Annotated in this window: 24 protein-coding genes and 1 pseudogene; 16 read left to right on the top strand and 9 right to left on the bottom strand. The window is 70.1% G+C overall.

All coding sequences use genetic code 11. The features are described 5' to 3' along the window. Nucleotides 1-24: 24 nt before the first annotated feature. Nucleotides 25-801, bottom strand: a complete 777-nt coding sequence (locus AC06E6_RS09320) for a DUF481 domain-containing protein (RefSeq protein ID WP_054662799.1) — start codon at nucleotides 799-801, stop codon at nucleotides 25-27. 170 nt (nucleotides 802-971) lie between these two features. Between AC06E6_RS09320 and AC06E6_RS09315 the strand changes: the two genes are divergently transcribed. Together AC06E6_RS09315 and AC06E6_RS09310 are read left to right on the top strand one after the other, a co-directional pair. Continuing rightward, entirely contained in the window at nucleotides 972-1,937 is a 966-nt protein-coding gene (locus AC06E6_RS09315; protein ID WP_054662802.1) for a helix-turn-helix transcriptional regulator, read from the top strand. 99 nt (nucleotides 1,938-2,036) lie between these two features. Continuing rightward, complete coding sequence (locus AC06E6_RS09310; RefSeq protein WP_478061071.1) at nucleotides 2,037-3,503, top strand: UbiD family decarboxylase; 1,467 nt, start codon at nucleotides 2,037-2,039, stop codon at nucleotides 3,501-3,503. Here the strand turns inward: AC06E6_RS09310 and AC06E6_RS09305 are convergent, their stop codons facing one another. Then, the gene (locus AC06E6_RS09305) at nucleotides 3,504-3,983 is read right to left on the bottom strand and encodes a DnrO protein (protein WP_478061070.1); all 480 of its coding nucleotides are present in this window, start codon (nucleotides 3,981-3,983) and stop codon (nucleotides 3,504-3,506) included. Between the two features lie 172 nt (nucleotides 3,984-4,155). Here AC06E6_RS09305 and ubiU point away from each other — a divergent pair, with 172 nt between their 5' ends. Together ubiU and AC06E6_RS09295 are read left to right on the top strand one after the other, a co-directional pair. Continuing rightward, complete coding sequence (ubiU, locus tag AC06E6_RS09300) at nucleotides 4,156-5,154, top strand: ubiquinone anaerobic biosynthesis protein UbiU (RefSeq protein ID WP_240213335.1); 999 nt, start codon at nucleotides 4,156-4,158, stop codon at nucleotides 5,152-5,154. A 10-nt stretch (nucleotides 5,155-5,164) separates the two neighbouring features. Beyond that, the gene (locus AC06E6_RS09295; protein ID WP_240213334.1) at nucleotides 5,165-6,037 is read left to right on the top strand and encodes a U32 family peptidase; all 873 of its coding nucleotides are present in this window, start codon (nucleotides 5,165-5,167) and stop codon (nucleotides 6,035-6,037) included. Between the two features lie 214 nt (nucleotides 6,038-6,251). Here AC06E6_RS09295 and AC06E6_RS09290 read toward each other — a convergent pair whose 3' ends face one another. The 5 genes from AC06E6_RS09290 to AC06E6_RS09270 all read right to left on the bottom strand — a co-directional run bounded on the left by AC06E6_RS09290 (nucleotide 6,252) and on the right by AC06E6_RS09270 (nucleotide 10,795). Continuing rightward, nucleotides 6,252-7,670 carry an L-aspartate oxidase gene (locus AC06E6_RS09290; RefSeq protein WP_478061068.1) on the bottom strand — a complete coding sequence of 473 codons (1,419 nt, stop codon included), beginning with the start codon at nucleotides 7,668-7,670 and terminating at the stop codon, nucleotides 6,252-6,254. Beyond that, complete coding sequence (gene nadA / locus AC06E6_RS09285; RefSeq protein WP_240213332.1) at nucleotides 7,667-8,695, bottom strand: quinolinate synthase NadA; 1,029 nt, start codon at nucleotides 8,693-8,695, stop codon at nucleotides 7,667-7,669. The genes AC06E6_RS09290 and nadA overlap by 4 nt, the downstream gene beginning before the upstream one ends. Before the next feature lie 67 nt (nucleotides 8,696-8,762). Further along, nucleotides 8,763-9,617, bottom strand: a complete 855-nt coding sequence (gene ubiT, locus AC06E6_RS09280; RefSeq protein WP_478061066.1) for a ubiquinone anaerobic biosynthesis accessory factor UbiT — start codon at nucleotides 9,615-9,617, stop codon at nucleotides 8,763-8,765. Beyond that, the gene (locus AC06E6_RS09275; protein ID WP_240213330.1) at nucleotides 9,610-10,053 is read right to left on the bottom strand and encodes a putative zinc-binding protein; all 444 of its coding nucleotides are present in this window, start codon (nucleotides 10,051-10,053) and stop codon (nucleotides 9,610-9,612) included. The genes ubiT and AC06E6_RS09275 overlap by 8 nt, the downstream gene beginning before the upstream one ends. Before the next feature lie 142 nt (nucleotides 10,054-10,195). After that, nucleotides 10,196-10,795, bottom strand: a complete 600-nt coding sequence (locus AC06E6_RS09270; protein WP_312348874.1) for a lipocalin family protein — start codon at nucleotides 10,793-10,795, stop codon at nucleotides 10,196-10,198. Nucleotides 10,796-10,926: 131 nt separating this feature from the next. Here AC06E6_RS09270 and AC06E6_RS09265 point away from each other — a divergent pair, with 131 nt between their 5' ends. The 3 genes from AC06E6_RS09265 to AC06E6_RS09255 all read left to right on the top strand — a co-directional run bounded on the left by AC06E6_RS09265 (nucleotide 10,927) and on the right by AC06E6_RS09255 (nucleotide 14,320). Beyond that, nucleotides 10,927-11,235 (top strand): hypothetical protein, encoded by a 309-nt coding sequence (locus AC06E6_RS09265; RefSeq protein ID WP_240213328.1) that lies wholly within the window; start codon nucleotides 10,927-10,929, stop codon nucleotides 11,233-11,235. 68 nt (nucleotides 11,236-11,303) lie between these two features. Further along, nucleotides 11,304-13,403 (top strand): prolyl oligopeptidase family serine peptidase, encoded by a 2,100-nt coding sequence (locus AC06E6_RS09260; protein WP_240213327.1) that lies wholly within the window; start codon nucleotides 11,304-11,306, stop codon nucleotides 13,401-13,403. A 179-nt stretch (nucleotides 13,404-13,582) separates the two neighbouring features. Further along, nucleotides 13,583-14,320: a tetratricopeptide repeat protein gene (locus AC06E6_RS09255; RefSeq protein ID WP_161615300.1), complete on the top strand. Its 738-nt coding sequence runs from the start codon at nucleotides 13,583-13,585 to the stop codon at nucleotides 14,318-14,320. Nucleotides 14,321-14,399: 79 nt separating this feature from the next. On the opposite strand, the gene AC06E6_RS09250 is transcribed toward AC06E6_RS09255, so the two are convergent. After that, the gene (locus AC06E6_RS09250) at nucleotides 14,400-15,623 is read right to left on the bottom strand and encodes a pyridoxal phosphate-dependent aminotransferase (protein WP_478061064.1); all 1,224 of its coding nucleotides are present in this window, start codon (nucleotides 15,621-15,623) and stop codon (nucleotides 14,400-14,402) included. A 107-nt stretch (nucleotides 15,624-15,730) separates the two neighbouring features. Here AC06E6_RS09250 and AC06E6_RS09245 point away from each other — a divergent pair, with 107 nt between their 5' ends. The 7 genes and pseudogenes from AC06E6_RS09245 to AC06E6_RS09215 form a co-directional block, all read left to right on the top strand. Next, nucleotides 15,731-17,839, top strand: a complete 2,109-nt coding sequence (locus AC06E6_RS09245) for a S9 family peptidase (protein WP_478061062.1) — start codon at nucleotides 15,731-15,733, stop codon at nucleotides 17,837-17,839. 14 nt (nucleotides 17,840-17,853) lie between these two features. Beyond that, nucleotides 17,854-18,258, top strand: a complete 405-nt coding sequence (locus AC06E6_RS09240) for a YbaN family protein (protein ID WP_478061060.1) — start codon at nucleotides 17,854-17,856, stop codon at nucleotides 18,256-18,258. Nucleotides 18,259-18,313: 55 nt separating this feature from the next. Continuing rightward, on the top strand, nucleotides 18,314-18,514 hold the full coding sequence (gene lptM / locus AC06E6_RS09235; RefSeq protein WP_240213320.1) for an LPS translocon maturation chaperone LptM: 201 nt from the start codon (nucleotides 18,314-18,316) through the stop codon (nucleotides 18,512-18,514). Next, nucleotides 18,507-19,358: a diaminopimelate epimerase gene (dapF, locus tag AC06E6_RS09230; RefSeq protein ID WP_478061058.1), complete on the top strand. Its 852-nt coding sequence runs from the start codon at nucleotides 18,507-18,509 to the stop codon at nucleotides 19,356-19,358. The genes lptM and dapF overlap by 8 nt, the downstream gene beginning before the upstream one ends. Beyond that, on the top strand, nucleotides 19,355-20,032 hold the full coding sequence (locus AC06E6_RS09225; protein WP_161615304.1) for a DUF484 family protein: 678 nt from the start codon (nucleotides 19,355-19,357) through the stop codon (nucleotides 20,030-20,032). Before dapF ends, AC06E6_RS09225 begins: the two co-directional genes overlap by 4 nt. 13 nt (nucleotides 20,033-20,045) lie before the next feature. Continuing rightward, nucleotides 20,046-20,936: a tyrosine recombinase XerC gene (gene xerC / locus AC06E6_RS09220; RefSeq protein WP_478061056.1), complete on the top strand. Its 891-nt coding sequence runs from the start codon at nucleotides 20,046-20,048 to the stop codon at nucleotides 20,934-20,936. Nucleotides 20,937-21,037: 101 nt separating this feature from the next. After that, a pseudogene (locus AC06E6_RS09215) lies at nucleotides 21,038-21,478 on the top strand (DUF1203 domain-containing protein); the annotation flags it as partial. A gap of 44 nt (nucleotides 21,479-21,522) precedes the next feature. Here AC06E6_RS09215 and AC06E6_RS09210 read toward each other — a convergent pair. After that, nucleotides 21,523-21,972, bottom strand: a complete 450-nt coding sequence (locus AC06E6_RS09210; protein WP_478061054.1) for a CopD family copper resistance protein — start codon at nucleotides 21,970-21,972, stop codon at nucleotides 21,523-21,525. A gap of 141 nt (nucleotides 21,973-22,113) precedes the next feature. Here AC06E6_RS09210 and hslV point away from each other — a divergent pair, with 141 nt between their 5' ends. After that, complete coding sequence (gene hslV / locus AC06E6_RS09205; RefSeq protein ID WP_104938016.1) at nucleotides 22,114-22,665, top strand: ATP-dependent protease subunit HslV; 552 nt, start codon at nucleotides 22,114-22,116, stop codon at nucleotides 22,663-22,665. A gap of 131 nt (nucleotides 22,666-22,796) precedes the next feature. After that, nucleotides 22,797-24,170 (top strand): ATP-dependent protease ATPase subunit HslU, encoded by a 1,374-nt coding sequence (hslU, locus tag AC06E6_RS09200; protein ID WP_202626506.1) that lies wholly within the window; start codon nucleotides 22,797-22,799, stop codon nucleotides 24,168-24,170. Nucleotides 24,171-24,174: the final 4 nt, after the last annotated feature.

The following is a 24,174-nucleotide window of genomic DNA, read 5'->3' as shown; positions in this document are numbered from 1 at the left end:
GGGCCACCCCCGCGTCGTGCTCGCTTACTTGAAGCTGTAGACCACGTTCATCGTGGCCAGGGTGTCGGTCTTGCGCTTGTCCTCGGCCACGTCGCTGTTGTAGCGGGCCTGCCAGCCGGCCTTGAGCGCGAAATGGCGGTTCATCGCCACCGAGACGCCGAAATCGTTCTGCGCGAAGGTGTTGTACGAGCCGGATTCGACCAGCAGGGTGTTCACCAGGTCGGTGTTGTCGGTGAGGCCGAACTTCAGGTCGAACAGGCCGCGGCCGATCAGCCCGGTGCGGTTCTCGTCGGTCTCGGAGTTGTGCGAGCGGCGCACGCCGGGGCCGATCTGGGTGTCCAGCACCAGGCGCTCGCCGTCGATCAGCCGGGTGCCGTAGCCGAGACCGAAGCTGCCCTGGCGGTCGTAGGTCGCGAAATCATCGCTTTCGTAGCGCACCGTGGCGGTCAGCTGGCGGTGTTCGCCCAGCTGCAGGGCGCTGCCGGCGCCCGCGGTATAGCGGTTGGCGGTGGTCTGGCGCTCGCGGTAGGTGTTGCCGTTGTCGTCGGTCTGCTTGTACTCGGCGCTGGAGCGCAGGCCGAACAGGTCCATGCTGTGCACCCAGTCGTCGTCGGTGTAACGCAGCTTGAGGCGGCCATTGAGGCTTTCGGTGGAGCTGTTGCCACGCGCCGAGGCGAACCCGAGCTCGCCGCCGCTGCCGCTCCAGGGCGAGGTCATCGCGGCAGGGTCGGAAGCATCGTCCGCCCACGCCATCGGGGCGCACAACAGCAGCGGCAGGAGCAGGGAAACACGCAGGGACATCGGGAAGTCTCCAGGGAGAAGGCAGGAACGGGAACCGTTTTCATGATACCGGATGACCCCGCCGCGCCCGCCGCGCCCGCTGCGCCCGCCGGGCGGCGCTTGGCCCACGGTTAAGCCTGGCGCCATGCCCGCTGCGCGCCATTCACCTCCGAGTCGGACATAATCGGGCCATGGACCGCTATGAACGCATCAACGCACTGCATCGCCTGCTCAAGTCCGCGCGCTACCCGATCACGGTGGCGCGCCTGCAGGAGGAACTGGGCTGTTCACGGGCCACGGTCTACCGCGACTTGGCCTTCCTGCGCGACGCCCTGATGGCGCCGGTGGAGGGCGACGGCGAGGCGGGTTTCCGCTACCAGAGCGGGGAAAGCGACCGTTTCGAGCTGCCCGGGCTGTGGCTGAGCTCGGAGGAGCTGCATGCGCTGCTGGCGTCCCAGCACCTGCTGGCACGCACCGGCGGCGGCGTGCTGTCCTCGGTGCTGGCACCGCTGCAGCAGCGCATCGAAAGCCTGCTGGCGGCCCAGGCCGGTGCGTCGACGTGGCCGGTGGAGCGGGTGCGGGTGATCCCGCATCGCGGCCGCAAGCTCGACGAGGCCAGCTTCCGCACGGTGGCTTCGGGCGTGCTCGAGCGCCGCCAGCTGTCCTTCGATTACCGGGCGCGTTCCACCGACGAGGTCACCCGGCGCACGGTCTCGCCGCAGCGCATCACCCATTACCGCGACAACTGGTACCTGGATGCCTGGGACCATGGTCGCGAGGCGCTGCGCAGCTTCGCCGTGGACCGCATCCACAAGGCGCGGGTGATCGACCAGGCCGCGCGCGACATCGATGACAGCGAACTGGACGCGCAGCTGGGCGCCGGCTACGGCATCTTCTCCGGCGCGCCCAAGGGCTGGGCGACCATCGTGTTCAGCGCCAAGGCGGCGCGCTGGGTGGCCGACGAGCACTGGCACTCCAGGCAGCAGGGCCGCTTCCTGGCCGACGGCCGCTATGAGCTGAAGGTGCCGTACAGCGTGTCGCGGGAACTGCTGATGGACGTGCTGCATTACGGCTCGGACGCCGAGATCGTCGAGCCGCAGTCGCTGCGCGAGCAGGCCAAGGCGCTGCTGTCGCTGGCGCTGAGCAACTACGACTGACCCGGCCCGCGCCGCAAAGCCGGCGCGCTTGACCCAGGTCATGGGGCGATGCCGGCCGCGTCGCCAGAATCGGTGTCCCCGATGGCCCGGAGCCGCCGCATGGCCTTCCACGATCTGCGCGGTTTCCTGCAGCACCTGGGCGCCTGCGGCCAGTTGCGCGAACTCGCCGTGCCGGTGGATCCGGAACTGGAAAGCACCGCGCTGTGCCTGCGCGCGCTGCGGGCGCAGGGGCCGGCGCTGCTCATGCCGGCAACCGGCTCGGCGCACCCGCTGCTGGGCAACCTGTTCGGGCACAGCCGCCGGATCGAGCTGGCCCTGGCCGGGCGCCCGCTGGCCTCGCTGCGCGAACTCGGCGAACTGCTGGCCGCGGTCAAGGAGCCGCGCTGGCCCGGCAACCTGCGCCAGGCGCTGGCGCACTGGCCGGAACTGGCGCAGCTGGCGCACGTGGCGCCGCGCCGGGTGGACGAGGCCGCGTTCGACGCGGACGTGCGCAGCGGCGAGGACGTCGATCTGGGCGTGCTGCCGGTGCAGCGCTGCTGGCCGCAGGACGCGGGCAAGCTGATCACCTTCGGCCTGGTGGTCACCCGCGGCACCCGCCAGCCACGGCAGAACGTGGCCATCTACCGCCAGCAGGTGATCGGCCGCAACCGGGTGATCATGCGTTGGTTGCCGCACCGCGGTGGCGCGCTGGACTTCGCCGACTGGCAGGCTGCGCACCCGGGCAGGCCGTTCCCGGTGCTGGTGGCGATCGGCGCCGACCCGGCGACCCTGCTGGCCGCGGTGGCGCCGGTACCCGACACGCTGTCCGAATACGAGTTCGCGGGGCTGCTGCGTGCATCGCGCACCCGGCTGTGGCGCAGCGCCCTGACCGGGCTGGACGCACCGGCCGGCGCGGAGATCCTGCTGGAGGGCTTCATCCACCCCGGTGACACCGCGCTGGAAGGTCCGTTCGGCGACCACACCGGCTACTACAACGCGCAGGACACCTTCCCGGTGCTCACCGTCGAACGCATGCGCATGCGCACCGGCGCGATCTACCACGGCAGCTACATGGGGCGCGCCCCGTACGACGAGCCCTCGGTGCTGTCGATGGCGCTGAACGACGTGTTCGTGCCGATCCTGCGCAAGGTGTTCCCCGAGATCGTGGATTTCTACCTGCCACCTGAGGCATGTTCGTACCGGATCGCGGTGGTGGGCATCCGCAAGCAGTACGCGGGCCACGCGCGGCGGATCATGATGGGCATCTGGTCCTACCTGCGCCAGTTCACCTACACCAAGTTCGTGATCGTCACCGACGACGACATCGACGTGCGCGACTGGTCGCAGGTGATCTGGGCGATCTCGACGCGGGTGGACCCGGCGCGCGACAGCATGCTGGTGGAGAACACGCCCATCGATTACCTGGACTTCTCCAGCCCGACCCCGAACCTGGGGTCCAAGCTGGGACTGGATGCCACCCACAAATGGCCGGCGGAAACCTCCCGCACCTGGAGCCGGCCGATCCAGCCCGACCCGGAGGTGGAGCGCCGCGTCGACGCGCTGTGGCGCGCGGTGATCGCGCACTGATCAGTCGGTGGCGGCATCCCATGCCGGGTCGTCGAACAGCTGCGGGTAGCGTGCCAGCGCCGCGCGCATGGCGGCGATCTCCGCCACCGGCACCTGCTGCGACGTGCGCACCGCCTCGGCACCGGCCAGGAACCGTGCCAGCAGGCCATGCAGTGCCACGTCGGCTTCGGGCTCGAGCCTGCAGTTGGCGAAGATGTCGTTGACCGCGGTATCGATCAGCGCCACCGTGCTGCTCGCCTGGGCGATGCCCATGTGGCCGTGCTCGTAGTGCTCCAGCGCCTGCACCGCCACGCGGATGGAACGCATGCCCTCGCGCAGCGGCGCGTCGCTGGCCCAGCGCTGCGCGGGTGCCGGCGCCGTCGCGGTGGTCGGCGCATGCGCGGCATGCCCCTCGTGGGCTGACTGCGCGGCGGCGGTCGCGGAGGAAAGCGCGCCGGCGAGGATGAGCAGCAGGGCGCAAGGCAGGGTCGTGCGTCGCATGGTGTTCTCCGGAACGATGGGCCGATGCCCATCCGTGCCGCAGCATCACACGCAGGCGCGCCGGCGCCCATGATCCACGTCAACGGCGGGCGGGCGCGGCGCTTGACCCACGTCAAGGACGCATGTGGCTGCCCGCAGGATCATGCCGGCTCCCCCGGGCCGGAGCCTCCGCATGCAACTGGTATGTCCCGCCGGCAACCTGCCGGCCCTGCAGGCGGCGGTGGATGCGGGAGCCGACGCGGTGTACGCGGGCTTCCGCGATCAGACCAATGCGCGTGCGTTCCCCGGCCTGAACTTCTCGGACGACGAACTGCGTGCCGGCATCCGCTATGCGCATGCGCGCGGCGCATCCGTCTATCTGGCGTTGAACACCTATCCCGACAGCGCGCGCCTGGGCGACTGGTACGCGGCCGTGGACAAGGCAGCCGCGCTGGGCGCCGACGCCATCATCGCCGCGGAGATGGCGGTGCTCGATTACGCCATGCGCACGTACCCGCGGCTGCCGCGCCATCTGTCCGTGCAGGGCTCGGCCACCACCGCGCCGGCGCTGCGCTATGCCTACGAGCGCTTCGGCATCAGCCGCGCGGTGTTGCCGCGGGTGTTGTCCATCCAGCAGGTCGAACGCCTGTGCGAAAGGTCCCCGGTGGCGCTGGAGGTGTTCGCCTTCGGCAGCCTGTGCATCATGGTCGAAGGCCGCTGCCAGCTGTCCAGCTACGTCACCGGTGCCTCGCCGAACCGGCATGGCGTGTGTTCCCCGGCCAAATTCGTGCGCTGGGACGAGCACCCCGACGGCAGCCGCAGCGTGCGCCTCAACGACGTACTGATCGACGCGTTCCAGCCGGATGAAGCGGCCGGCTACCCGACCGTGTGCAAGGGCCGCTTCGCGGTCGGCGACGAGGTCTTCCATGCACTGGAAGAGCCGACCAGCCTCAACACCATGGAACTGCTTCCGCGGCTCAGGCAGATCGGCGTGGCCGCGCTGAAGATCGAGGGCCGCCAGCGCGGCGTGGCCTACGTCGGTCCGGTCACGCGCACTTGGCGCAGGGCCATCGACCAGCTCGCCGCCGATCCCGCGCACTGGCGGCCGCGGCCTGAGTGGCAGGCCGAACTGGCGCGCCATGCCGAAGGCCACCAGACCACGCTCGGCCCGTACCACCGCGCCTGGCATTGAAGGAGCGACGATGAAACTCAGCCTTGGCCCGCTGCAGTACTTCTGGCCGCGCGAGCGCACGCTGGCGTTCTACCGCGAGGCGATCCACTGGCCGCTGGACGTGGTCTACCTGGGCGAGACCGTGTGCAGCAAGCGCCGCGAACTGCGCACCGCCGACTGGCTGGCGCTCGCCGCGGAGCTGGCCGCTTCCGGCAAGCAGATCGTGCTGTCGACGCTGGCGCTGATCGAGGCCGAGTCGGAACTGGGCGTGCTTGACCGCCAGGTGTCGCACGGCGGCTTCTGGATAGAGGCCAACGACCTGTCCGCGGTGCAGCGGTGCCGGGAGAAGGGCCGCCCGTTCGTGGCCGGCCCTTCGCTCAACGTCTACAACCATCGTGCGCTGGCGATGCTGGCCGAGGACGGCATGCGCCGCTGGGTGCCGGGCGTCGAGCAGGGGCGCGTGTTGATCGGCGAGCTGAAGCAGGCGTTCGTCGCCGCCGGTGGCGCGATGCCGGAGCTGGAGGTGACCGCCTGGGGACGCTTGCCACTGTCGTACTCGGCGCGCTGCTTCACCGCGCGCGCGCTGGACGTGCCCAAGGACCACTGCGGCTTCCGCTGCATCGACCATCCCGACGGCATGCCGCTGGCCACCCGCGAGGGCCGCCCGTTCCTGCGCATCAACGGCATCTCGGTGCAGGGCGAGGAAACCACCGACCTCGGCCCGGAGCTGCCGGAGCTGCGCACGCTGGGCGTGGACATCCTGCGCCTGTATCCGCAGGCCGAAGGCATGGAAGCGGTGGTGCGGCATTTCGATCAGGCGCGCACCCATGCGACGGTGCCGCCGCGGCTCGGCCAGCGCAACGGCTACTGGCACGGCGAGCCGGGCATGCGCATGCCGGCCTGAGCCGGCATCCGCCGCCGCGTTGCCGCACCGCAATGCGGGGAGCGGCCCACAGGCCGCGCGCATCGGCCTGGATGGGCAGTGCGCCGGCCACGACGGGGCGCGCCGGATCTGGGATGCGGGGCGCGATGGTCGCGCCAGCCGCCCCAGCTGTCACTGCATGCGTGGTTCGGTCCCGCTGACGCCAGCCATGGGCAGCGGGCATGTCGGCTCGGGCTCAGTCGGCCAGGAAGTGCGCGCCCAGGCTCTGCGTGCGGCGCAGCGCCGCCGCCAGCAGCGCGCGCGCCAGCCCGCCCTGCCACCCGTCCGCTGCCGGGTACTGCTGCAGGGCCGCCCGCAGGGCTTTGCCGCTGCGCACCGGCCCCAGGGCCTGCATCATGGTTTCGCGCAGGCCGGCAATGCGGATGGCATCGAGCGATGGACCGCGCCGCACCAGGGTGCATCCGCCGTGGCTTGCGCCGGTGCCCGGCAGTGCGCCCAGCAGCGCCCCCAGCCGGCGGCCGAACACAACGCCTTCCAGCAGGGAGTTGCTGGCCAGGCGGTTGGCCCCGTGCACGCCGTTGCAGGCCACTTCGCCCACCGCGTACAGGCCGGGCAGCGAACTGCGGCCATCGGTATCGACGGCGATGCCGCCCATGTGGAAATGCGCGGCCGGTGTCACCGGGATCGGCTGCAGGCGCGGGTCGATGTCGTGCTGCATGCAGGCAGCGAACACGGTGGGGAAGCGCGCCGCAAAGGTCGTGCCGATGCCCCGTGCATCCAGCCATGCGCCGCCCTCGCGGCAGGCCTGCCAGACCTGCCGCGCGACGACATCGCGCGGCGCCAGGTCGGCCAGCGGATGCACGCCGTCCATCAATGGCCGGCCTTCGGCGTCGAGCAGCCGAGCGCCGGCGCCGCGCAGCGCCTCGGTCACCAGCGGCAGGCGGTGCAGCCCGGGCAAGGCAAGCGCGGTGGGATGGAACTGCACGAACTCCAGGTCGCGCGGCGCGGCGCCCGCGGCCAGGGCCAGCGCCAGCCCGTTGCCGTCGGCATCGGCCGGGTTGCTGGTCCGTGCGAACAGCCCGCCGATGCCGCCGGTGGCAAGCACCACCGCGCACCCGTGGATCCGCTCGGCATGGCCAAAGGCATCGAGCGCGTGGACGCCACAGGCGTGGCCATCGCGCAGCAGCAGGCCGGTGACATCCAGGCCCGCGCAGCGATGGATGTGCGGTGCGCGGCGCGCGGCCGCGACCAGGGCCTGCATCACCTTCGCGCCGGTGGCGTCGCCGCCGGCATGCACGATGCGCGCGCGGTCATGGCCGCCTTCGCGGCCCAGTTGCAGGGTGCCGCTGGCGTCGCGGTCGAAGGCCACGCCCTGGTGCTGCAGCCACTGGACCGCGGCCACCGCGTCGCCGGTCAGCCGCGCGACTGCGGCGCGGTCGTTGTGCTGGCTGCCGGCCACGCAGGTGTCGTGCGCATGGGCCTGCGCGGTGTCGCCATCGCCGACCGGCGCGGCGATGCCGCCCTGCGCCAGCGTGCTGGCCACATCGCTGCCTTCACGCGCACGGGTGAGCAGCAGTACCGGCGCTGGCGCGGCGGCCAGCGCCGTCGCCAGCCCGGCGATGCCCCCGCCGACGATGAGGATGGGCGCGTTCACACCGGGTCGCGACGGCCCACCGCCAGCATCCGTTGCAGTGCCTTGCGCGCGCGCCGGGCGATGTCCTCGGGCACCGTCACCTCGTGGCGCAGCTCGCGCAGGCAGGCATGGATGTTGGGCAGGGTGATCCGCTTCATGTGCGGGCACAGGTTGCAGGGCTTGATGAACTCCACCTGCGGGAACTGGTTGCGCAGGTTGTCGGCCATCGAGCACTCGGTGATCATCGCCACCCGCGCCGGCTTTTCCTGGGCCAGCCAGCGCCCCATCGCACTGGTCGAGCCGACGAAATCGGCCTCCGCCAATACGTCCGGCGGGCATTCCGGGTGCGCCACGATCTTCGCGTCGAAGCGCTCGCGGGTGTGCCGGGCTTCGATCGCGGTGAACTTCTCGTGCACCTCGCACTGGCCGTTCCACAGCACCAGTTCGACACCGGTCTGCCGCGCGACCCAGGCGCCGAGGTAGCGGTCGGGCAGGAAGATCACCTTGCCGGTGCCGAACTCGGCGGCCATGGCTTCGACCACCTGCGTGGCGTTGGCCGAGGTGCAGCAGGCGTCGGATTCGGCCTTCACCGCCGCGCTGGTGTTGACGTAGCTCACCACCGGCACGCCGGGATGCCGCGCGCGCAGGGCGCGCACGTCGTCGGCGGTGATCGAGGCGGCCAGCGAGCAGCCGGCGTCCGGGTCGGGAATCAATACGGTCTTGCCGGGGGCCAGGATTCTGGCGCTTTCGGCCATGAAGTGGACGCCGCACAGCACGATCAGCTCGGCGTCGCAGTCGGCCGCCGCCTGCGCCAGCGCCAGCGAATCGCCAGTGACGTCGGCCACGCCGTGGAAGATCTCCGGCGACTGGTAACTGTGCGCCATGATCACCGCGCCGCGCTGGCGCTTGAGTTCGCCGATGGCGTCGATCCACGGCAGGTGCAGCGGTACCTCCAGGCACGGGATCAGCCGTTCCAGAGTGTCGACCAGCGCTGCGTAGCGCACTTCGAGTCCGGGGTGCCAGGCGGGCGTGGTGGAGGTGTTCATGCGGTACCGGGGTGGGAGGGAGGGCTCCCGCGCGGTGCCGGCGCGGGCATCGGAAGCGCGCCGGTGCTCAGGCCCGCGCCTGGTGCGCGCTGCGTGCCGCGCGGGCCAGGCGTGCGCTGCGGTTGAGCGCGATGCGCAACCCCAGCGGCACGCTTTCCCACGGCAGGCGGTCGAGCAGGTTGCGTGCGGTCAGGCCCAGCTCGACATCGCCGGTGAGCCGCAGTCGCCGCTGGAAGAACAGGGTGTCGGCGTCTTCCAGCCGCCCGGTCAGCAACAGCAGGTCGGTGGCGCTGCCGCACACGCTGGCTTCGGCGGCAGCGTCGTCGACAACCATCAGGCGCTGGCCCTGCAGCGCCACCACCCAGCGCAGGCCGAGGTCGCTGACCTCGATCCCCAGCCGGCGGCCGGCCATGAAGTCGAGCGTGCCGTCGCGCAGCGGCGCGGCCAGCACTTTGGCCATCGCCTGCTCCAGCAGGCGCCTGTGCACCGCAGGTGGTACCGCACGCAGCAGCGGGGCGATGCGGCGCGGCGGCGGCAGCAGCCGCAGCAGGGTGTGCGCCGGTGTCGGCGGGTAAGCGTCGTGGGTGTGCATCATGGGGGCGATGATCGCGGCATTGCCCGCGGTTGCTCCTTGATCCAGATCAGGTTGCAGCCCTTGCGTGCGGCAGGCGTCGCCGATGGCCAGCGCCAGCACGCCGCTGGCGGTCGCCGGCGGTACTCCCAGCATCGAGGCCAGGCGCTCGGCCCGATGGCGCACGCGCTGTTCGCGCGCACCATCGCGGCCCTGGACCCCGGCACGGGCCTTGATGCATCCGGCCAGCCGCGCCAGCCGCGTGCGCGCGGCCAGCAGCAGCACCAGCCCGTCGTCCACGCCATCGATGGCCAGCCGCACCGGCGCCAGCCCACGTGCCTGTTCAGCCATGCGTTTTTTCCTGGTTGAGCGCCCGCACGGCCGCCAGCACCTGCGTGGCATGGAGCGCTTCGGCCCCGGTGGCATCGAAATCGGCGTGCCTGTGCTGCTTCACCCCGTGATTGGACAGGACGAGGTGAGTGCCGGCGACCGCGCCCGCGTTCGCCCGGCAGGCGCAAACGCACTGCAGCACGCCGCCGTCCAGGGTGAGGATGCGGCGTCGGCTGCGTGCGGTGCGGACCCGACCGGCAACGCCGCCCCCGATCCCGGCGATGCAGGACATCCCCGCCTGGCCGGCGCGGTCCGGCCGCAGCGCCAGGTGGTTTGCCACCTGCGTCGCGCGGGAGCAGCCCGGGCATGAATACAGCAGCGGCCGCGCGCGGCCCACGCCGTCGCCTGCGTGCCGTGGGAATGCCGGCGTACCGCGGCGCTGCAGCTGCGCGTTCATCGCCGTCGCGCCGGCCGGGGAGCGCAAGGACGGGCAGGGGCATTGGGCATGGCGTTGTCCCGGTCGAAGGACAGCCATGCTAGGCCGCGGCCGGCGCGCGGCGATTGACGCAGGTCAAAGCCCCCGGCTCCGGCGGCGCCGCTCAGTCGCGGTTGGGCACCTCGAAGCCGAGCTTGCCGACCTGCGACGGATGCTGCGGCACCCGCTTGAGCTTGTCGGTGTTGACCTCGTAGCGGTCGCGCAGGCGCAACGCCAGCTGCCGGTACAGCGCGGCGTCCATGTCCGGCTCGCGGGCGAAGATCCACGCCATTTCGCGGCCCGGGTAGCCGATCAGCGCCCAGGAATAGTCCGGCGCCACTTCCAGCACGCGGGTGTGGGTGGGCACCACCTTGTAGAACCAGGTGCGCCAGCGGCGGTTGCCGCTGTCCTCGTCCACCCGCGCGCGCAGGTCGAGCTCCTCCTCGGGCGCGGTGAAACCATCGCGGTACTGGTAGCGGATCGAGACCCGGTCGTCGCCGCGCAGGGTGTAGGTGTTGACGCTGGCCACATGCCCGCGCTCGACGAAGTTCGGCACCCGTCCGATCACGTACCAGCGCCCCATGAACCTCTGCAGGTCGATCGGGCCGTCGGCAATGCCCTCGGCCTGGGGAGCGGCCGCCGCGGCGTCCTGTGCGAGGGCCGGCGCCAGCGGCAGGGTCAGGCTCAGCAACAAGGCAGACAGGAACGCAGGAATGGGTCGCATTGCGGAGTGGAGCGCCGTGGTGGATGACGCCAGCATGTTCGATGGGCGGCGATGGACGCGTCAATGCCCGGTCGCACCCCCTGAGATGGATGCCCGGCAGCATGCGCCCGAACCCGTTACCGGAGAATGTCATGGCTGTCTCGTCCCGCCGTACTTCCGATGAACATCCCGATCCGCGCGTGTTGCGCTGCGTCAGGCAGGCCGCGCTCGCGGGGCTGGCCCTGGTGCTGGTGTGGCCGGCCATGCGCGGCAGCAATGCCTGGATCGGCTGGCTGCCGCTGTGGCTGCTGGGCATGCCGTTGAGCGCATGGTGGGCGCTGTACCGGTTCCGCCTGCCCGCGGCCTGGCGCAACCGGCGGCAACGCAGCGGCAGCCGGCAGCGGCCGCAGGCGCGGCGCCTGCGCCGGGCGCGCCCGGCCGCCGCGGTACGCGCGGCCTGACCTTCGACAGGGGAAGCCCGCGGGGCGGCTGTGCTAGCGTGCGCGGCCTATGACCGCATGGAGCCATCATGTCCCGACTCTCTTCCGCCTGCCTTGCCGCGGGCCTGTTCACCGCCAGCCTGTCCGGAGCCGCCATGGCCGCCGATGAAGGCCAGGATAAATACGCCTGGCTGGAAGACGTCACCGGCGACAAGCCGCTGGCGTGGGTGAAGGAACAGAACGCCAAGGCCGAGGCGCGGCTGGCGCAGAGCCCGCAGTTCAAGGAGATGGAGGCCGGCATCCGCGCGGTGCTGGATTCGGACGCCAAGATCCCCGGCGTCGAGAAGATCGGCGACTACTACTACAACTTCTGGAAGGACAAGCAGCATGAGCGCGGCGTGTGGCGCCGCACCACGCTGGTCGAGTACCGCAAGGCCGAGCCGCTGTGGGAGACCGTCCTGGACCTGGACGCGCTGAACAAGGCCGAAGGCGAGAACTGGGTATGGCACGGCGCCAACTGCCTGCGCCCGCAGTACACCCGCTGCCTGATCGCGCTGTCACGCGGCGGTGCCGACGCCGACGTCACCCGCGAGTTCGACCTGTCGAAGAAGGAGTGGATCAAGGACGGCTTCTTCCGCCCGGAGGCCAAGGGCGGCCTGGGCTGGATCGACCAGGACACCGTGTTCGTCTACACCGATTTCGGCGACGGCTCGATGACCACGTCCGGCTACCCGCGCGTGGTCAAGCGCTGGAAGCGCGGCACGCCGATGTCGGCGGCCACCCCGGTGTACGAAGGCACGCCGCAGGACATGTACATCGCGGCGATGCATGACGACACCCCGGGCTTCGAGCGCGACTTCGTCAGCCGCACCATCGCCTTCTACAACAACGAGCTGTTCCTGCTCGGTGCCGACGGCAAGCTGGCCAAGGTCGATGCGCCCAATTCGGCCGAGAAGGGCGTGCGCCGCGAGTGGCTGACCCTGGAACTGCGCGAGCCGTGGACCGTGGGCGGCAAGACCTACGCCGCCGGCTCGCTGCTGGCGACGAAGTTCGACGACTTCATGGCCGGCAAGCGCGAGTTCGACGTGCTGTTCGCGCCCACCGACAGCACCTCGCTGGCCGGCGCCGCCTGGACCCGCAACCATGTCGTGCTGAACGTGCTCGATGACGTCAAGAACCGGCTGCAGGTGCTGACCCACGGCAAGGATGGCTGGACCCGCAGCGATTTCGTCGGCGCCCCGGCGTTCGGCACCATCGGCGTCGGCGCGGTGGATCCGGATGAAAGCGACGCGGTGTGGATGACCGTCACCGATTACCTGACCCCGACCACGCTGTCGCTGGCGCAGATCGGCCAGCAGCCGGAAGTGCTCAAGACCATGCCGGCGTTCTTCGACGCCAGCGGCAAGGTGATCGAGCAGCACTTCGCCACCAGCAAGGACGGCACCCGCGTGCCGTACTTCGTGGTGCACGGCAAGGACATGAAGCGCGACGGCTCCAACCCGACCCTGCTGTACGGCTACGGCGGTTTCGAGATCTCGCTGACCCCGTCCTATTCCGGCGGCATGGGCCGCGCATGGCTGGACAAGGGCGGTGTGTATGTCGTGGCCAACATCCGCGGCGGCGGCGAGTACGGCCCGCGCTGGCACCAGGCCGCGCTGAAGCAGAACCGGCACAAGGCCTACGAGGACATGGCAGCCGTGGCCAGCGACCTGGTCGCGCGCGGGATCACCAGCGCCAGGCACCTGGGCGTGCAGGGCGGCAGCAATGGCGGCCTGCTGACCGGCAACATGCTCACCCAGTATCCGGAGCTGTTCGGTGCGGTGGTGGTGCAGGTGCCACTGCTGGACATGAAGCGCTACAGCCACCTGCTGGCCGGTGCCTCGTGGATGGCCGAGTACGGCAACCCGGACACCGCGGACTGGGAGTTCATCAAGACCTTCTCGCCGTACCACCTGTTCGACCCGGCGAAGAACTACCCGCCGGTGCTGTTCACCACCTCCACCCGCGATGACCGCGTGCACCCGGGCCATGCCCGCAAGATGGCGGCCATGATGATCGACGCCGGCAAGAACGTGACCTACTACGAGAACATCGAAGGCGGCCACGGCGGCGCGGCCAACAACGCGCAGGCCGCGCATATGTCGGCGCTGGCCTATAGCTTCCTGTGGGAGCAGCTGGGCGGTAAATGAGGTATCAAGCCGACGCCACCGCAAGGGGGCGTCGGCTTGTCCGGCTCTGGATCGCAATTCCAATGTGCGGCACTCTGGGCCAATGTGGTTCGCCCTGCGCAGTCAGGTTCTCGATGCGAGCGACGCCTAAAACGTGATGCCACTCCATGTCCCTGGTAGTAGGAAACGGGAGGCGCAATATGCTGGTGAATATGAAGCCATCGTTGTGGCTCCTGTTGATTGCAGGGGCGGTTGCCGCCGCGCATGCCCAGCCTTCGGTATCTGCGTCTGAAGATCCGGCGCCAGCCCTCGAATGCAACGGGGCGGTCTACCGGTTTCTACCCGGAGAAGTCAATTATTGCCTTGCCCTCAAGATGTGGGAAAAGGGTGACTATCGGCGAGGTGAAGAGTTTCTTCTGCTCGCCGCGGGCTGGGGCAGCAAGCCCGCTCAATACTCCCTTGGCCTTGCCTATTTCAACGGCGAGGGAGTCGCGAAGGATCGACCCCTGGGCTTGGCATGGCTGACACTGGCTGCGGAGCGTGATGATCCGACATTCAAGGCTGTCATGAGATCGGTGTATGCCGCCATGCCGGTCGATGAGCGAGGCAGGGCGGAAGTGCTCTACGCCAAGCTGCGGGAGCAATACCGGGACGATGTCGCGGCGGTACGTGCCAAGACGAGGTACGACCGTGAAATAAGGGCGGTTGCCGGCAATGCGGCGTACAGCCCCCGGCTATGCATTGCCGGGCTTAACTCGGGCGCATTGGCAGGCGACGTTGACGCGGTCAGTCAATCATGTCCGCCTGCAACTCGGGCCGTGGAGACGCTCAACAAAATGTCGGAACAGTATTTCAAGGGATGGCGGAGTCGCGTGGATGTCGGTCCGTTGCAGGAAGTCAGGGAGCCCGAGGTGCGTCCCCATGATCCTGCAGGTTGATTCACCCGATCCCTGAGCGCTTTGGCATGCTGACGCACCGCGCGCAGGCCGGTTGGCGTGGGGCTGCTTTGACTCCCCCTCACTTCTGTTCACCCGCTCCTCGTCCCGGGCGCTGGGCCTTCCAGCGTTCCAGCCCGCGCGCGATCCGCGTCACCGCCTCCTGCAGCCGCGCCACGTCCTGGGTATAGGCGATGCGCACATGCTGGCGGGCGCGGTGGTGGCCGAAGTCCAAGCCCGGGGTGAATGCCACGTGCTCGGTCTCCAGGAAGTGGGCGCAGAACGCCTGCGCATCGTCGGTGAATGCGCTTACGTCGCAGTACAGGTAGAACGCGCCCTGCGGCTCCACGTCGATGCGGAAGCCAAGGCTGCGCAGCGCCGGCAGCAGGTAGTCGCGGCGCTGGCGGAACTGTTCGCGGCGCTGCTCGAAGATGGCGATGGTTTCCGGCTCGAAACAGGCCAGTGCCGCGTGCTGGGCCATCGACGGCGCGCTGATGTACAGGTTCTGCGCCAGCTTCTCCAGCTCGGGCACCGCCGCCGGTGGCGCCACCAGCCAGCCCAGGCGCCAGCCGGTCATGCCGAAGTACTTGGAGAAGCTGTTCAGCACGAACGCCTCGTCGTCCACTTGCAGCACGCTGGGCGCGTCGAAGCCGTAGGTCAGGCCGTGGTAGATCTCGTCCACCACCAGGTGTCCGCCGCGTGCCTTCAGCGTGGCCGACAGCGCGGCCAGCTGCGCGGCATCGAGCGTGGTGCCGGTGGGATTGGCCGGCGAGGCGACCAGTGCGCCGACGCTGTCATCGTTCCAGTGCCGCTCGACCAGCGCCGGGGTCAGCTGGTAGCCGCTGTCCGGGCCGGCCGGCACCAGCTGCGCGGCACCTTCGACCAGGCGCAGGAAATGGCGGTTGCACGGATAGCCCGGGTCGGCCAGCAGCCAGTGCCGGCCCGGGTCGACCAGCAGGCTGGAGGCCAGCAGCAGCGCGCCCGAGCCGCCCGGGGTCACCAGGATCCGCTCCGGATCGATGCGCAGCCCGTAGCGGCCGCGGTAGAAGCCGGCGATGGCCTCGCGCAGCGCCGGCAGGCCGCGCGCGGCGGTGTAGCGGGTATGGCCGGCGGCGAGCGCGGCCTGGCCGGCGCGGATGATCGGCGCGGCGGTGGTGAAATCGGGTTCGCCGATCTCCAGGTGGATCACGTCGTGGCCGGCCTGCTCCAGCGCATTGGCGCGGGCCAGCAGGGACATGACATGGAACGGGGCGATCTCGTGGCTGCGCCGGCTGTAGCCGGACGGGGTGGGGGCGGCGGTGTTCATCGCCGCCATCATAGGCCGCCGCGCGCAGGCCGTGCCCGCGGCGACGTCCATGGCACACTGTCGGCCATCGCCCGGGCGGCAACGTGTCCGTCCATGGAGCCCGTGCCGTGAAACCTGTCCTTTGCCTGTTGGTCGCAAGCCTGATGATGAATACCGCCGCCGCTTCCCCGCCCGTCCCCCCCGATGCTGAAAAGCGTCCCCACCAGGTCAGGGCGCCGTTCGGCGCGGTCCGCGAGGACGTCTACTACTGGCTGCGCGACGACGCACGCAAGGACCCGGCGATGCTGGCTTACCTCAACGCCGAGAACGCCTACACCGATGCGCTGATGGCGCCGCTCAAGCCGTTGCAGGACACGCTGTATGCCGAGATCGTCGGCCGCATCAAGCAGGACGACGCCAGCGTGCCGTACCGCGAGCGCGGCTACTGGTATTACACCCGCTACGAGACCGGCAAGGACTACCCGGTCCACGCCCGCCGCAAGGGCGACATGCAGGCGCCGGAGGAAGTGCTGCTGGACCTGAACGCCATGGCCGAGGGCAAGGGCTACTTCGCCGTCGACGACATGGAAGTCAGCCAGGACAACCGCCTGCTGGCCTGGGCCGAGGATGACGTCGGCCGCCGCCAGTACGTGATCCGGTTCAAGGACCTCGCCACCGGGCAGCTGCTGCCGGACGTGATCCACGGGGTGTCGCCGAACGTGGTGTGGGCCGACGACAACCGCACCCTGTTCTATGTCGAGAACGACCCGGAGACCCTGCTCACGGTGCGCGTGAAGAAGCACGTGCTCGGCACCCCGGCCAGCAGCGACGCGCTGGTCTACGAGGAGGACGACGACAGTTTCTACATGGGCGTGGGCCGCACCCGCGACGACCGCTACATCACCATCGGCGTGGACAGCACCGTGTCCTCCGAGCTGCGCTACGCGCCGGCCGCCGACCCGGCGGTGTTCACCGTGCTGGCGCCGCGCGAGCGCGACGTGGAGTACGACGCCGACCATTTCGATGGGCGCTGGGTGATCCGGACCAATGCCGACGGCGCCAAGAACTTCAAGCTGGTCACCGCGGCGGACGGCGCCACCTCGCGCGCGCAATGGCGCGACTGGGTGAAGCACGACCCGCAGGTGCTGGTGGAAGGCTTCGAGCTGTTCGACGGCTTCACCGCCATCGCCGAACGCGCCGAGGCGCTGGAGCGGGTGCGCCTGCTGTTCGCCGACGGCCGCAGCGAACTGGTCAGGGCCGACGAGCCGGCGTATTCGATGGGCCTGTCGGTCAACGCCGAACCGGACACCGACTGGCTGCGCTACAGCTACACCTCGCTAACCACGCCGGCCACCACCTACGAACTGAACGTGAAGACCGGCGAGCGGCGCCAGCTCAAGCAGCAACCGGTGATCGGCTACGACCGGTCGCTGTACCAGACCGAGCGGGTGTGGGTGACCGCGCGCGACGGCGCCCGGGTGCCGGTGTCGCTGGTCTACCGCAAGGGCTTCCGCAAGGACGGCACCGCCGCGCTGTACCAGTACGCCTACGGCAGCTACGGCATGTCGATGGATCCGCATTTCAACCAGAGCGTGGTCAGCCTGCTGGACCGCGGCGTGGTCTATGCCATCGCCCATATCCGCGGCGGCGAGGAGATGGGCCGGCACTGGTACGAGGACGGCAAGCTGCTGCGCAAGCAGAACACCTTCAACGACTTCATCGACGTCACCCGCGCGCTGGTGGCGCAGGGCTACGCGGCGAAGGACCGGGTGGCCGCGGCCGGCGGCAGCGCCGGCGGCCTGCTGATGGGCGCGGTCGCCAACCAGGCGCCGGCCGACTACCGGGTGATGGTGGCGCAGGTGCCGTTCGTGGACGTGGTCACGACCATGCTCGACGCCAGCATCCCGCTGACCACCAACGAGTATGACGAGTGGGGCAACCCCGAGCAGAAGCCCTACTACGACTACATGCTCGGCTACTCGCCCTATGACAACGTGCGGGCGCAGGCCTATCCGGCGCTGTTCGTCGGTACCGGGCTGTGGGATTCGCAGGTGCAGTACTGGGAGCCGGCCAAATGGGTGGCGCGCCTGCGCGACGTCAACACCGGCACCCATCCCATCGTGTTCCGCACCAACATGGAAGCCGGCCATGGCGGCAAGTCCGGCCGCTTCCAGCGCTACCACGAGCTGGCCGAGGCCTACGCGTTCGTGCTGTCGCAGCTGGACGTGGCGCACTGACGGCAGCGGCGTACGTGCCGGAGCCGCCCACCCCGCGCGGACCGCGCCCGCCACGCCTGCGCTGGGCATGGTGGCTGCTGGCCTATGCCAGCCTCGGGGTGGGCATCGTCGGCATCTTCATGCCGGGGTTGCCGACCACGGTGTTCGTGCTGATCGCGGCCTGGGCCGCCTCGCGCGGCTCCGCCCGGCTGCACCGCTGGCTGCTGTCGCATCCGCGCTTCGGCAAGGCCATCGCCGACTGGCAGGCGCACGGCGCGGTCAGCCGCAGGGGCAAATGGATGGCCACCCTCACCATGCTGGCCTGCGCGTTGATCATGTTGTGGTGCGTGCCGCTGGCCTGGGTGAAGGGGATTTCGATCGGCAGCATGGCCTGCGTCTGCACCTGGCTGTGGACGCGCCCGCTGCCGCCGGCGGAGTGAGCCCGGGTGCGTGGGCGCGCGGCTGTGTTGACCGCCGAGTGGATATACTCGGGCCATGAACAAGACGTCCCGCCTTCCGATGCTCGTTGCAGCCGCCTGTGCGCTGTTGGTCCTCACCGCCTGCGGCAACAAGGGGCCGCTGGTGATGCCGCAGAAGCCGGTGCCGGTGGAAGAGCAGGAAGTGAAGCCCGCCCCGCAGCCGCAGGCCGACGGCCCCGCACAGGACGCGAAGGCCGACGGCCACGATCATGAATAGGGCGGCCACGCCGCGCCTGCGTTTCAGCAAGATGCACGGTGCCGGCAACGATTTCGTGGTGCTGGACCTGCGTGACGGCACCCCACCGCCCGATGCCGGGCTGGCCGCGCGCCTGGCCGACCGCCACCGTGGCGTCGGCTGCGACCAGATCCTGACCATCGAGCCGCCGCGCGCCGCCGGCTCGGTGGCCTCATACCGGATCTGGAACTCCGACGGCTCCACCTCCCAGCAGTGCGGCAACGGCGCGCGCTGCGTGGGCGCCTGGCTGGTACGCGACGGCGCGGCGCAGGGGGAAGAATTCCTGATCGACAGCCCGCTGCGCACGCATGTCGTGCAACGGCTGGACGCCGGGCATTACGCGGTGGCGATGGGCCGGCCCGAGTTCGCGCCGGCGTCGATTCCGCTGATCGGTTTCCCGCGCGCGCGCGAGGAATACGTGGTGCCGCTGCAGGGCGAGAACGTGCGCTTCGGCGCGGTGTCGATGGGCAACCCGCACGCGGTGCTGGAAGTGGGCCTGATCGACGCCGCCCCGGTGGAGCGGATCGGTCCGCTGCTGCAGCAGCATGCCTCGTTCCCGGAGTCGGTGAACGTCGGCTTCGTCCAGGTGCTGGACAGCGGGCATATCCGCCTGCGGGTGTTCGAGCGCGGCGTCGGCGAGACCCTGGCCTGCGGCAGCGGCGCCTGCGCCGCGGCGGTGGTGCTGATGCAGCGTGGCCGGCTGGCGCGCGATGCGGTGGTGTCGCTGCCCGGCGGCGACCTGCGCATCCAGTGGCCGGCCGATGACGCGCAGATCGTGATGTCCGGCCCGGCGGCCTTCGTATTCGATGGAGAATGGATGGGATGAACGAAACCCTGGAGAAGATCGGCGCGCATGAAGTCGCGGCCTGGCTGCGGCGTCATCCAACCTTCCTCAAGCAGTTCCCCGACCTGGCGCTGACCCTGGTGGTGCCGCGTGATGACGGCCCGACCGCGTCGCTGGCCAGCTACCAGCTGGAAGTGCTGCGCGACAAGAACCGCGAGTTGTCGCGGCGGCTGGCCGAGCTGGGCGCCAACGCGCAGGTCAACGAGCGCCTGGCGGTGCGCACCCACCAGCTGACCCTGGCGCTGATGCGCCAGGGCAGCGCCGCCGACACCCTGCGCGCGATGGCCGCGTCGCTGGAGGAGGACTTCGCCGGCGACCTGGTGCGCATCGTCAGCCTGCAGCCGGTGGCGGAACTGGAACAGGCGCCATGGCTGCAGGTCATCGCCGCCGGCGACGCGCGGCTGGCGCCGTTCCACGACTGCCTGCAGGATGGCGAGCCGATCTGCGGCCGCCTGCAGCCGGAGAAGAACGAGGTGCTGTATGGCGAGCGGGTCGGCGAGGTGATGTCCACCGCGCTGCTGCCGCTGCCGGGCGTCGGCCTGATCGCCGTCGGCAGCCACGACCCCAACCGCTTCTATCCCGGCATGGGCACGCTGTTCCTGCGCATGATGGGCGAATCGCTGGTGGTGGCGCTGCAGCGGTTCCGCGCCGGCTGAGATGGCCGCGGCGATGAACGCCGTTGAAGCTTTCCTGTCCTACCTGCAGGTCGAGCGGCGCATGTCCGCGCACACCCTTGATGCGTACCGGCGCGACCTCGCGGCGCTGGCGCAGTGGTGCGATGCGCAGGGGGCCGGCGAACCGCTGGCGCTGGCAACCGACCAGCTGCGCGCATTCATCGCCGCCGGGCACCGCCGCGGCCTGTCGCCGCGCAGCCTGCAGCGGCGCCTGTCGGCGATCCGCAGCTTCTACGCCTGGCTGCTCAAGCGCGGCGCGATCGGCAGCAGCCCGGCGGCCAGGCTGCGCGCGCCCAAGGCGCCGCGCAAGCTGCCGCAGGTGCTCGATGCCGACGAGGCGGTGCGCCTGGTCGAGCTGCCGACCGACGCGCCGCTGGGCCTGCGCGACCGCGCGCTGCTGGAACTGTTCTATTCCTCGGGCCTGCGCCTGAGCGAGCTGTGCGCGCTGCGCTGGCGCGATATCGACCTGGCCAGCGCGATGGTGCTGGTGCACGGCAAGGGCAACCGCGAGCGCACCGTGCCGGTCGGTTCGCACGCGCTGGCGGCACTGCTGGCGTGGCGCAAGGACAGTGGCGGCAGCAACGACGGCCCGGTGTTCCCCGGCCGCGGTGGCGGCGCGATCAGCCAGCGCGCGGTGCAGATCCGGATCAAGCAGCTGGCGCAGCGCCAGGGGCTGTTCAAGCATGTGCATCCGCACATGCTGCGGCACAGCTTCGCCAGCCACATCCTGGAGTCGTCCGGCGACCTGCGCGGCGTGCAGGAACTGCTTGGCCATGCCGACATCGCCACCACCCAGATCTACACCCACCTGGATTTCCAGCACCTGGCCAAGGTCTACGACGCGGCGCATCCGCGCGCCAAGCGGCGCAGCTCCCCGTCGGACTGAGCAGCGCTTCCGCACGGACGCAATGCCGCGTCTGGATAGGGCCGGCCGGGGTGCCATCGCGGCGGCATCCTGCGTACCTGTCCCGCTTCCCGTTGAGCGCCATGGCCCCTTTGGTGCTGTCCGGCATCGATCCCGCATCGCTGCGGCCATTGTTCGATCCCGATGACGCCGGGCTGGCGGCGCACCACGCCGTGCGCCGCATCGCCGACAGCGCGCGCGGTTTCCCCTGTCGCGTCAGCCTGCGCGACGCCACGGTCGGCGAGGAGCTGCTGCTGGTGCCGTACTGGCACCGGCCCGCGGCGTCGCCGTACCGCGCCTGCGCGCCGGTGTTCATCCGCCGCGGCGCGATGCCGGCGCGGTTGGCGGCCAACGAGGTGCCGCCGCATGTCGCGCACCGGCTGCGGTCGGTGCGCGCCTGCGACCCCGCCGGCTGCCGGGTGGCCGCCGTGGTGACGGAGGGCGTGCAGGTGGGGGCGTGGCTGGGCAGCCAGCTGGACGACCCGGGCATCGCGCAGGCGCACCTGCACAGCGCCCGCCATGGCGGCTGCCTGTGCCATGCCGGGCGTGCCGGCGCGGATCCACGCACTCAGCTGAGATGGAACATCGCCTTGGCCAGCAGCACGATGCCGAGCATGTGGCAGAACACGCTGAGGTGGATGCGCCGGAAGCGGCGTTCGATGCGCGGGCCGTGGCCGTGCGTGGCCATCGCCACGGCGAAGTGGCCGAGCACGCTCAGCGCCAGTGCGATCTTCAGCGTGAGCAGCAACGCGAAGCGGCTGGCCAGCGGCTGTGCCAGCGCCGCGCGGTAATGCCAGGCCATGCCCAGGCCACTGGCGTACAGGACCGCCAGTACCCACGGCATCACCCGGCGTGCGCGGCGGGCGATGGCCGCCGCGATGCGCTGCCGGGTCGCCGCCGACACCTGTGACAGGGCGCTGCCGAGGATCAGCACCTCGAAGAACACCGCACCGACGAACATCAGTGCGGCGAACAGGTGCGCGGTGAGCAGCAGCGGGTAGGGAATCACGGTGTTCATCGGGTGGCCGGGCCACGCCGCCATGAGGGTGGGGCCGCCGCGGCCGCCGCTTGACCTGAATCAAGCTGTGGCCGCCCGCGGGCGGCTGCTTGAACCGTCGGCCACTGCCCCCATTGTTGCCGGGACACCCCGGAGGCCCCAATGGATCCCAGCCAGAACCCGAATGTTTTCCACGCCACCACCATCTGCTGCGTGCGTCGCGGCGAGCACGTGGCGATCGCCGGCGATGGCCAGGTCACGCTGGGCCACACGGTGATGAAAGGCAATGCGCGCAAGGTGCGCCGGCTCGGCCGCGACGGCCAGGTGCTGGCCGGCTTCGCCGGTGCCGCCGCCGATGCCTTCACCCTGTTCGAGCTGTTCGAGGCCAAGCTGGAGAAGCACGGCCAGCTGACCCGCGCGGCGGTGGAGCTGGCCAAGGACTGGCGTACCGAACGCCGTCTGGGCAAGCTCGAGGCGCTGTTGGCCGTGGCCGACCGGGAAACCTCGCTGATCATCAGCGGCACCGGCGACGTGATCGAACCGGAAGACGGCATCATCGCCATCGGCTCCGGCGGTTCCTACGCCCTGAGCGCGGCGCGCGCGCTGCTGGCGCATACCCAGATGGACGCGCGCGCGGTGGCCACCGAGGCGATCAACATCGCCGGCGGCATCTGCATCTATACCAATACCAACGTGGTGGTCGAAGAACTCTGAGGGTACCTGCCGGACGCGACCCGCAGGCGGCTGGGGCCCACGTGCGGCATCCCGCTTCCACTGCGTCCGGCATCCCCTGCAGCCCGCGACTCCCGCCCCCCCTCCGGCGCCCTCGTTTTCCAGGTAGAGCCATGACCCACAAGATCGAAGTTTCCTCCGCCACCATGACCCCGCGCGAGATCGTGCAGGAGCTGGACCGGCACATCGTCGGCCAGCACGACGCCAAGCGCGCGGTCGCCATTGCCCTGCGCAACCGCTGGCGGCGCATGCAGCTGCCGGCCGAGCTGCGCAACGAGGTGATGCCCAAGAACATCCTGATGATCGGCCCCACCGGCGTCGGCAAGACCGAGATCGCGCGGCGCCTGGCGACGCTGGCCAATGCGCCGTTCGTCAAGGTCGAGGCGACCCGCTTCACCGAAGTCGGCTACGTCGGCAAGGACGTGGAGCAGATCATCCGCGACCTGGCCGACACCGCGGTCAAGCTGTACCGCGAGCAGGCCAAGGTGCGGGTGCGCACCCAGGCCGAGGAGAAGGCCGAGGACCGCATCCTCGACGCGCTGCTGCCGCGGCGCAGCGTCGGCATCGGCTTCGATGCGGAGGCCGCGCGCAACGAGCCGTCGGCGGCCGACAGCGAGACCCGTATCAAGTTCCGGCGCATGCTGCGCAACGGCGAGCTGGACGAGCGCGAGATCGAGCTGGAGATGTCCGCCAACGTGAGCATGGACATCATGACCCCGCCGGGCATGGAGGAAATGGGCCAGCAGCTGCGTTCGATGTTCGCCAACCTGGGCGGCGCCAAGTCGAACAAGCGCACGCTGACGATCAAGGCCGCACGCCCGCTGCTGGTCGAAGAGGAGGCCGGCAAGCTGGTCAACGAGGACGACATCCGCACGGCCGCGATCGAGGCGTGCGAGCAGCACGGCATCGTGTTCATCGACGAGATCGACAAGGTCGCCAAGCGTGGCGACAACGTGGGTGGGGGCGATGTTTCGCGCGAAGGCGTGCAGCGCGACCTGTTGCCGCTGGTGGAAGGCTCCAACGTGTCCACCAAGTACGGCACGGTCAAGACCGACCACATCCTGTTCATCGCTTCCGGCGCGTTCCACCTGGCCAAGCCCAGCGACCTGATCCCGGAGCTGCAGGGGCGCTTCCCGATCCGCGTCGAGCTGGGCGCGCTCAGCAAGAACGACTTCGTGCGCATCCTTACCGAGCCGAAGGCGGCGCTGACCAAGCAGTACGAAGCACTGCTGGCCACCGAGGGGGTCAAGGTGAGCTTCACCGCCGACGCCATCGAGCGCCTGGCCGAGATCGCATTCCAGGTCAACGAGCGGCAGGAGAACATCGGCGCCCGCCGCCTGCACACGGTGCTGGAACGGCTGCTGGACACGCTCAGCTACGAGGCGCCGGACCGCGACGGCGAAACCCTGGCCATCGACACCGCTTACGTCGACCGGCACCTGGGCGAACTGGTGCAGGACCCGGACCTGAGCCGCTACATCCTGTAACCCC

The organism is Stenotrophomonas sp. Steno-Z10-HUANG (assembly GCF_056393075.1).
Note: the sequence above shows the minus strand (reverse complement) of the source record. Positions and strands in the feature narration are given on the sequence as shown.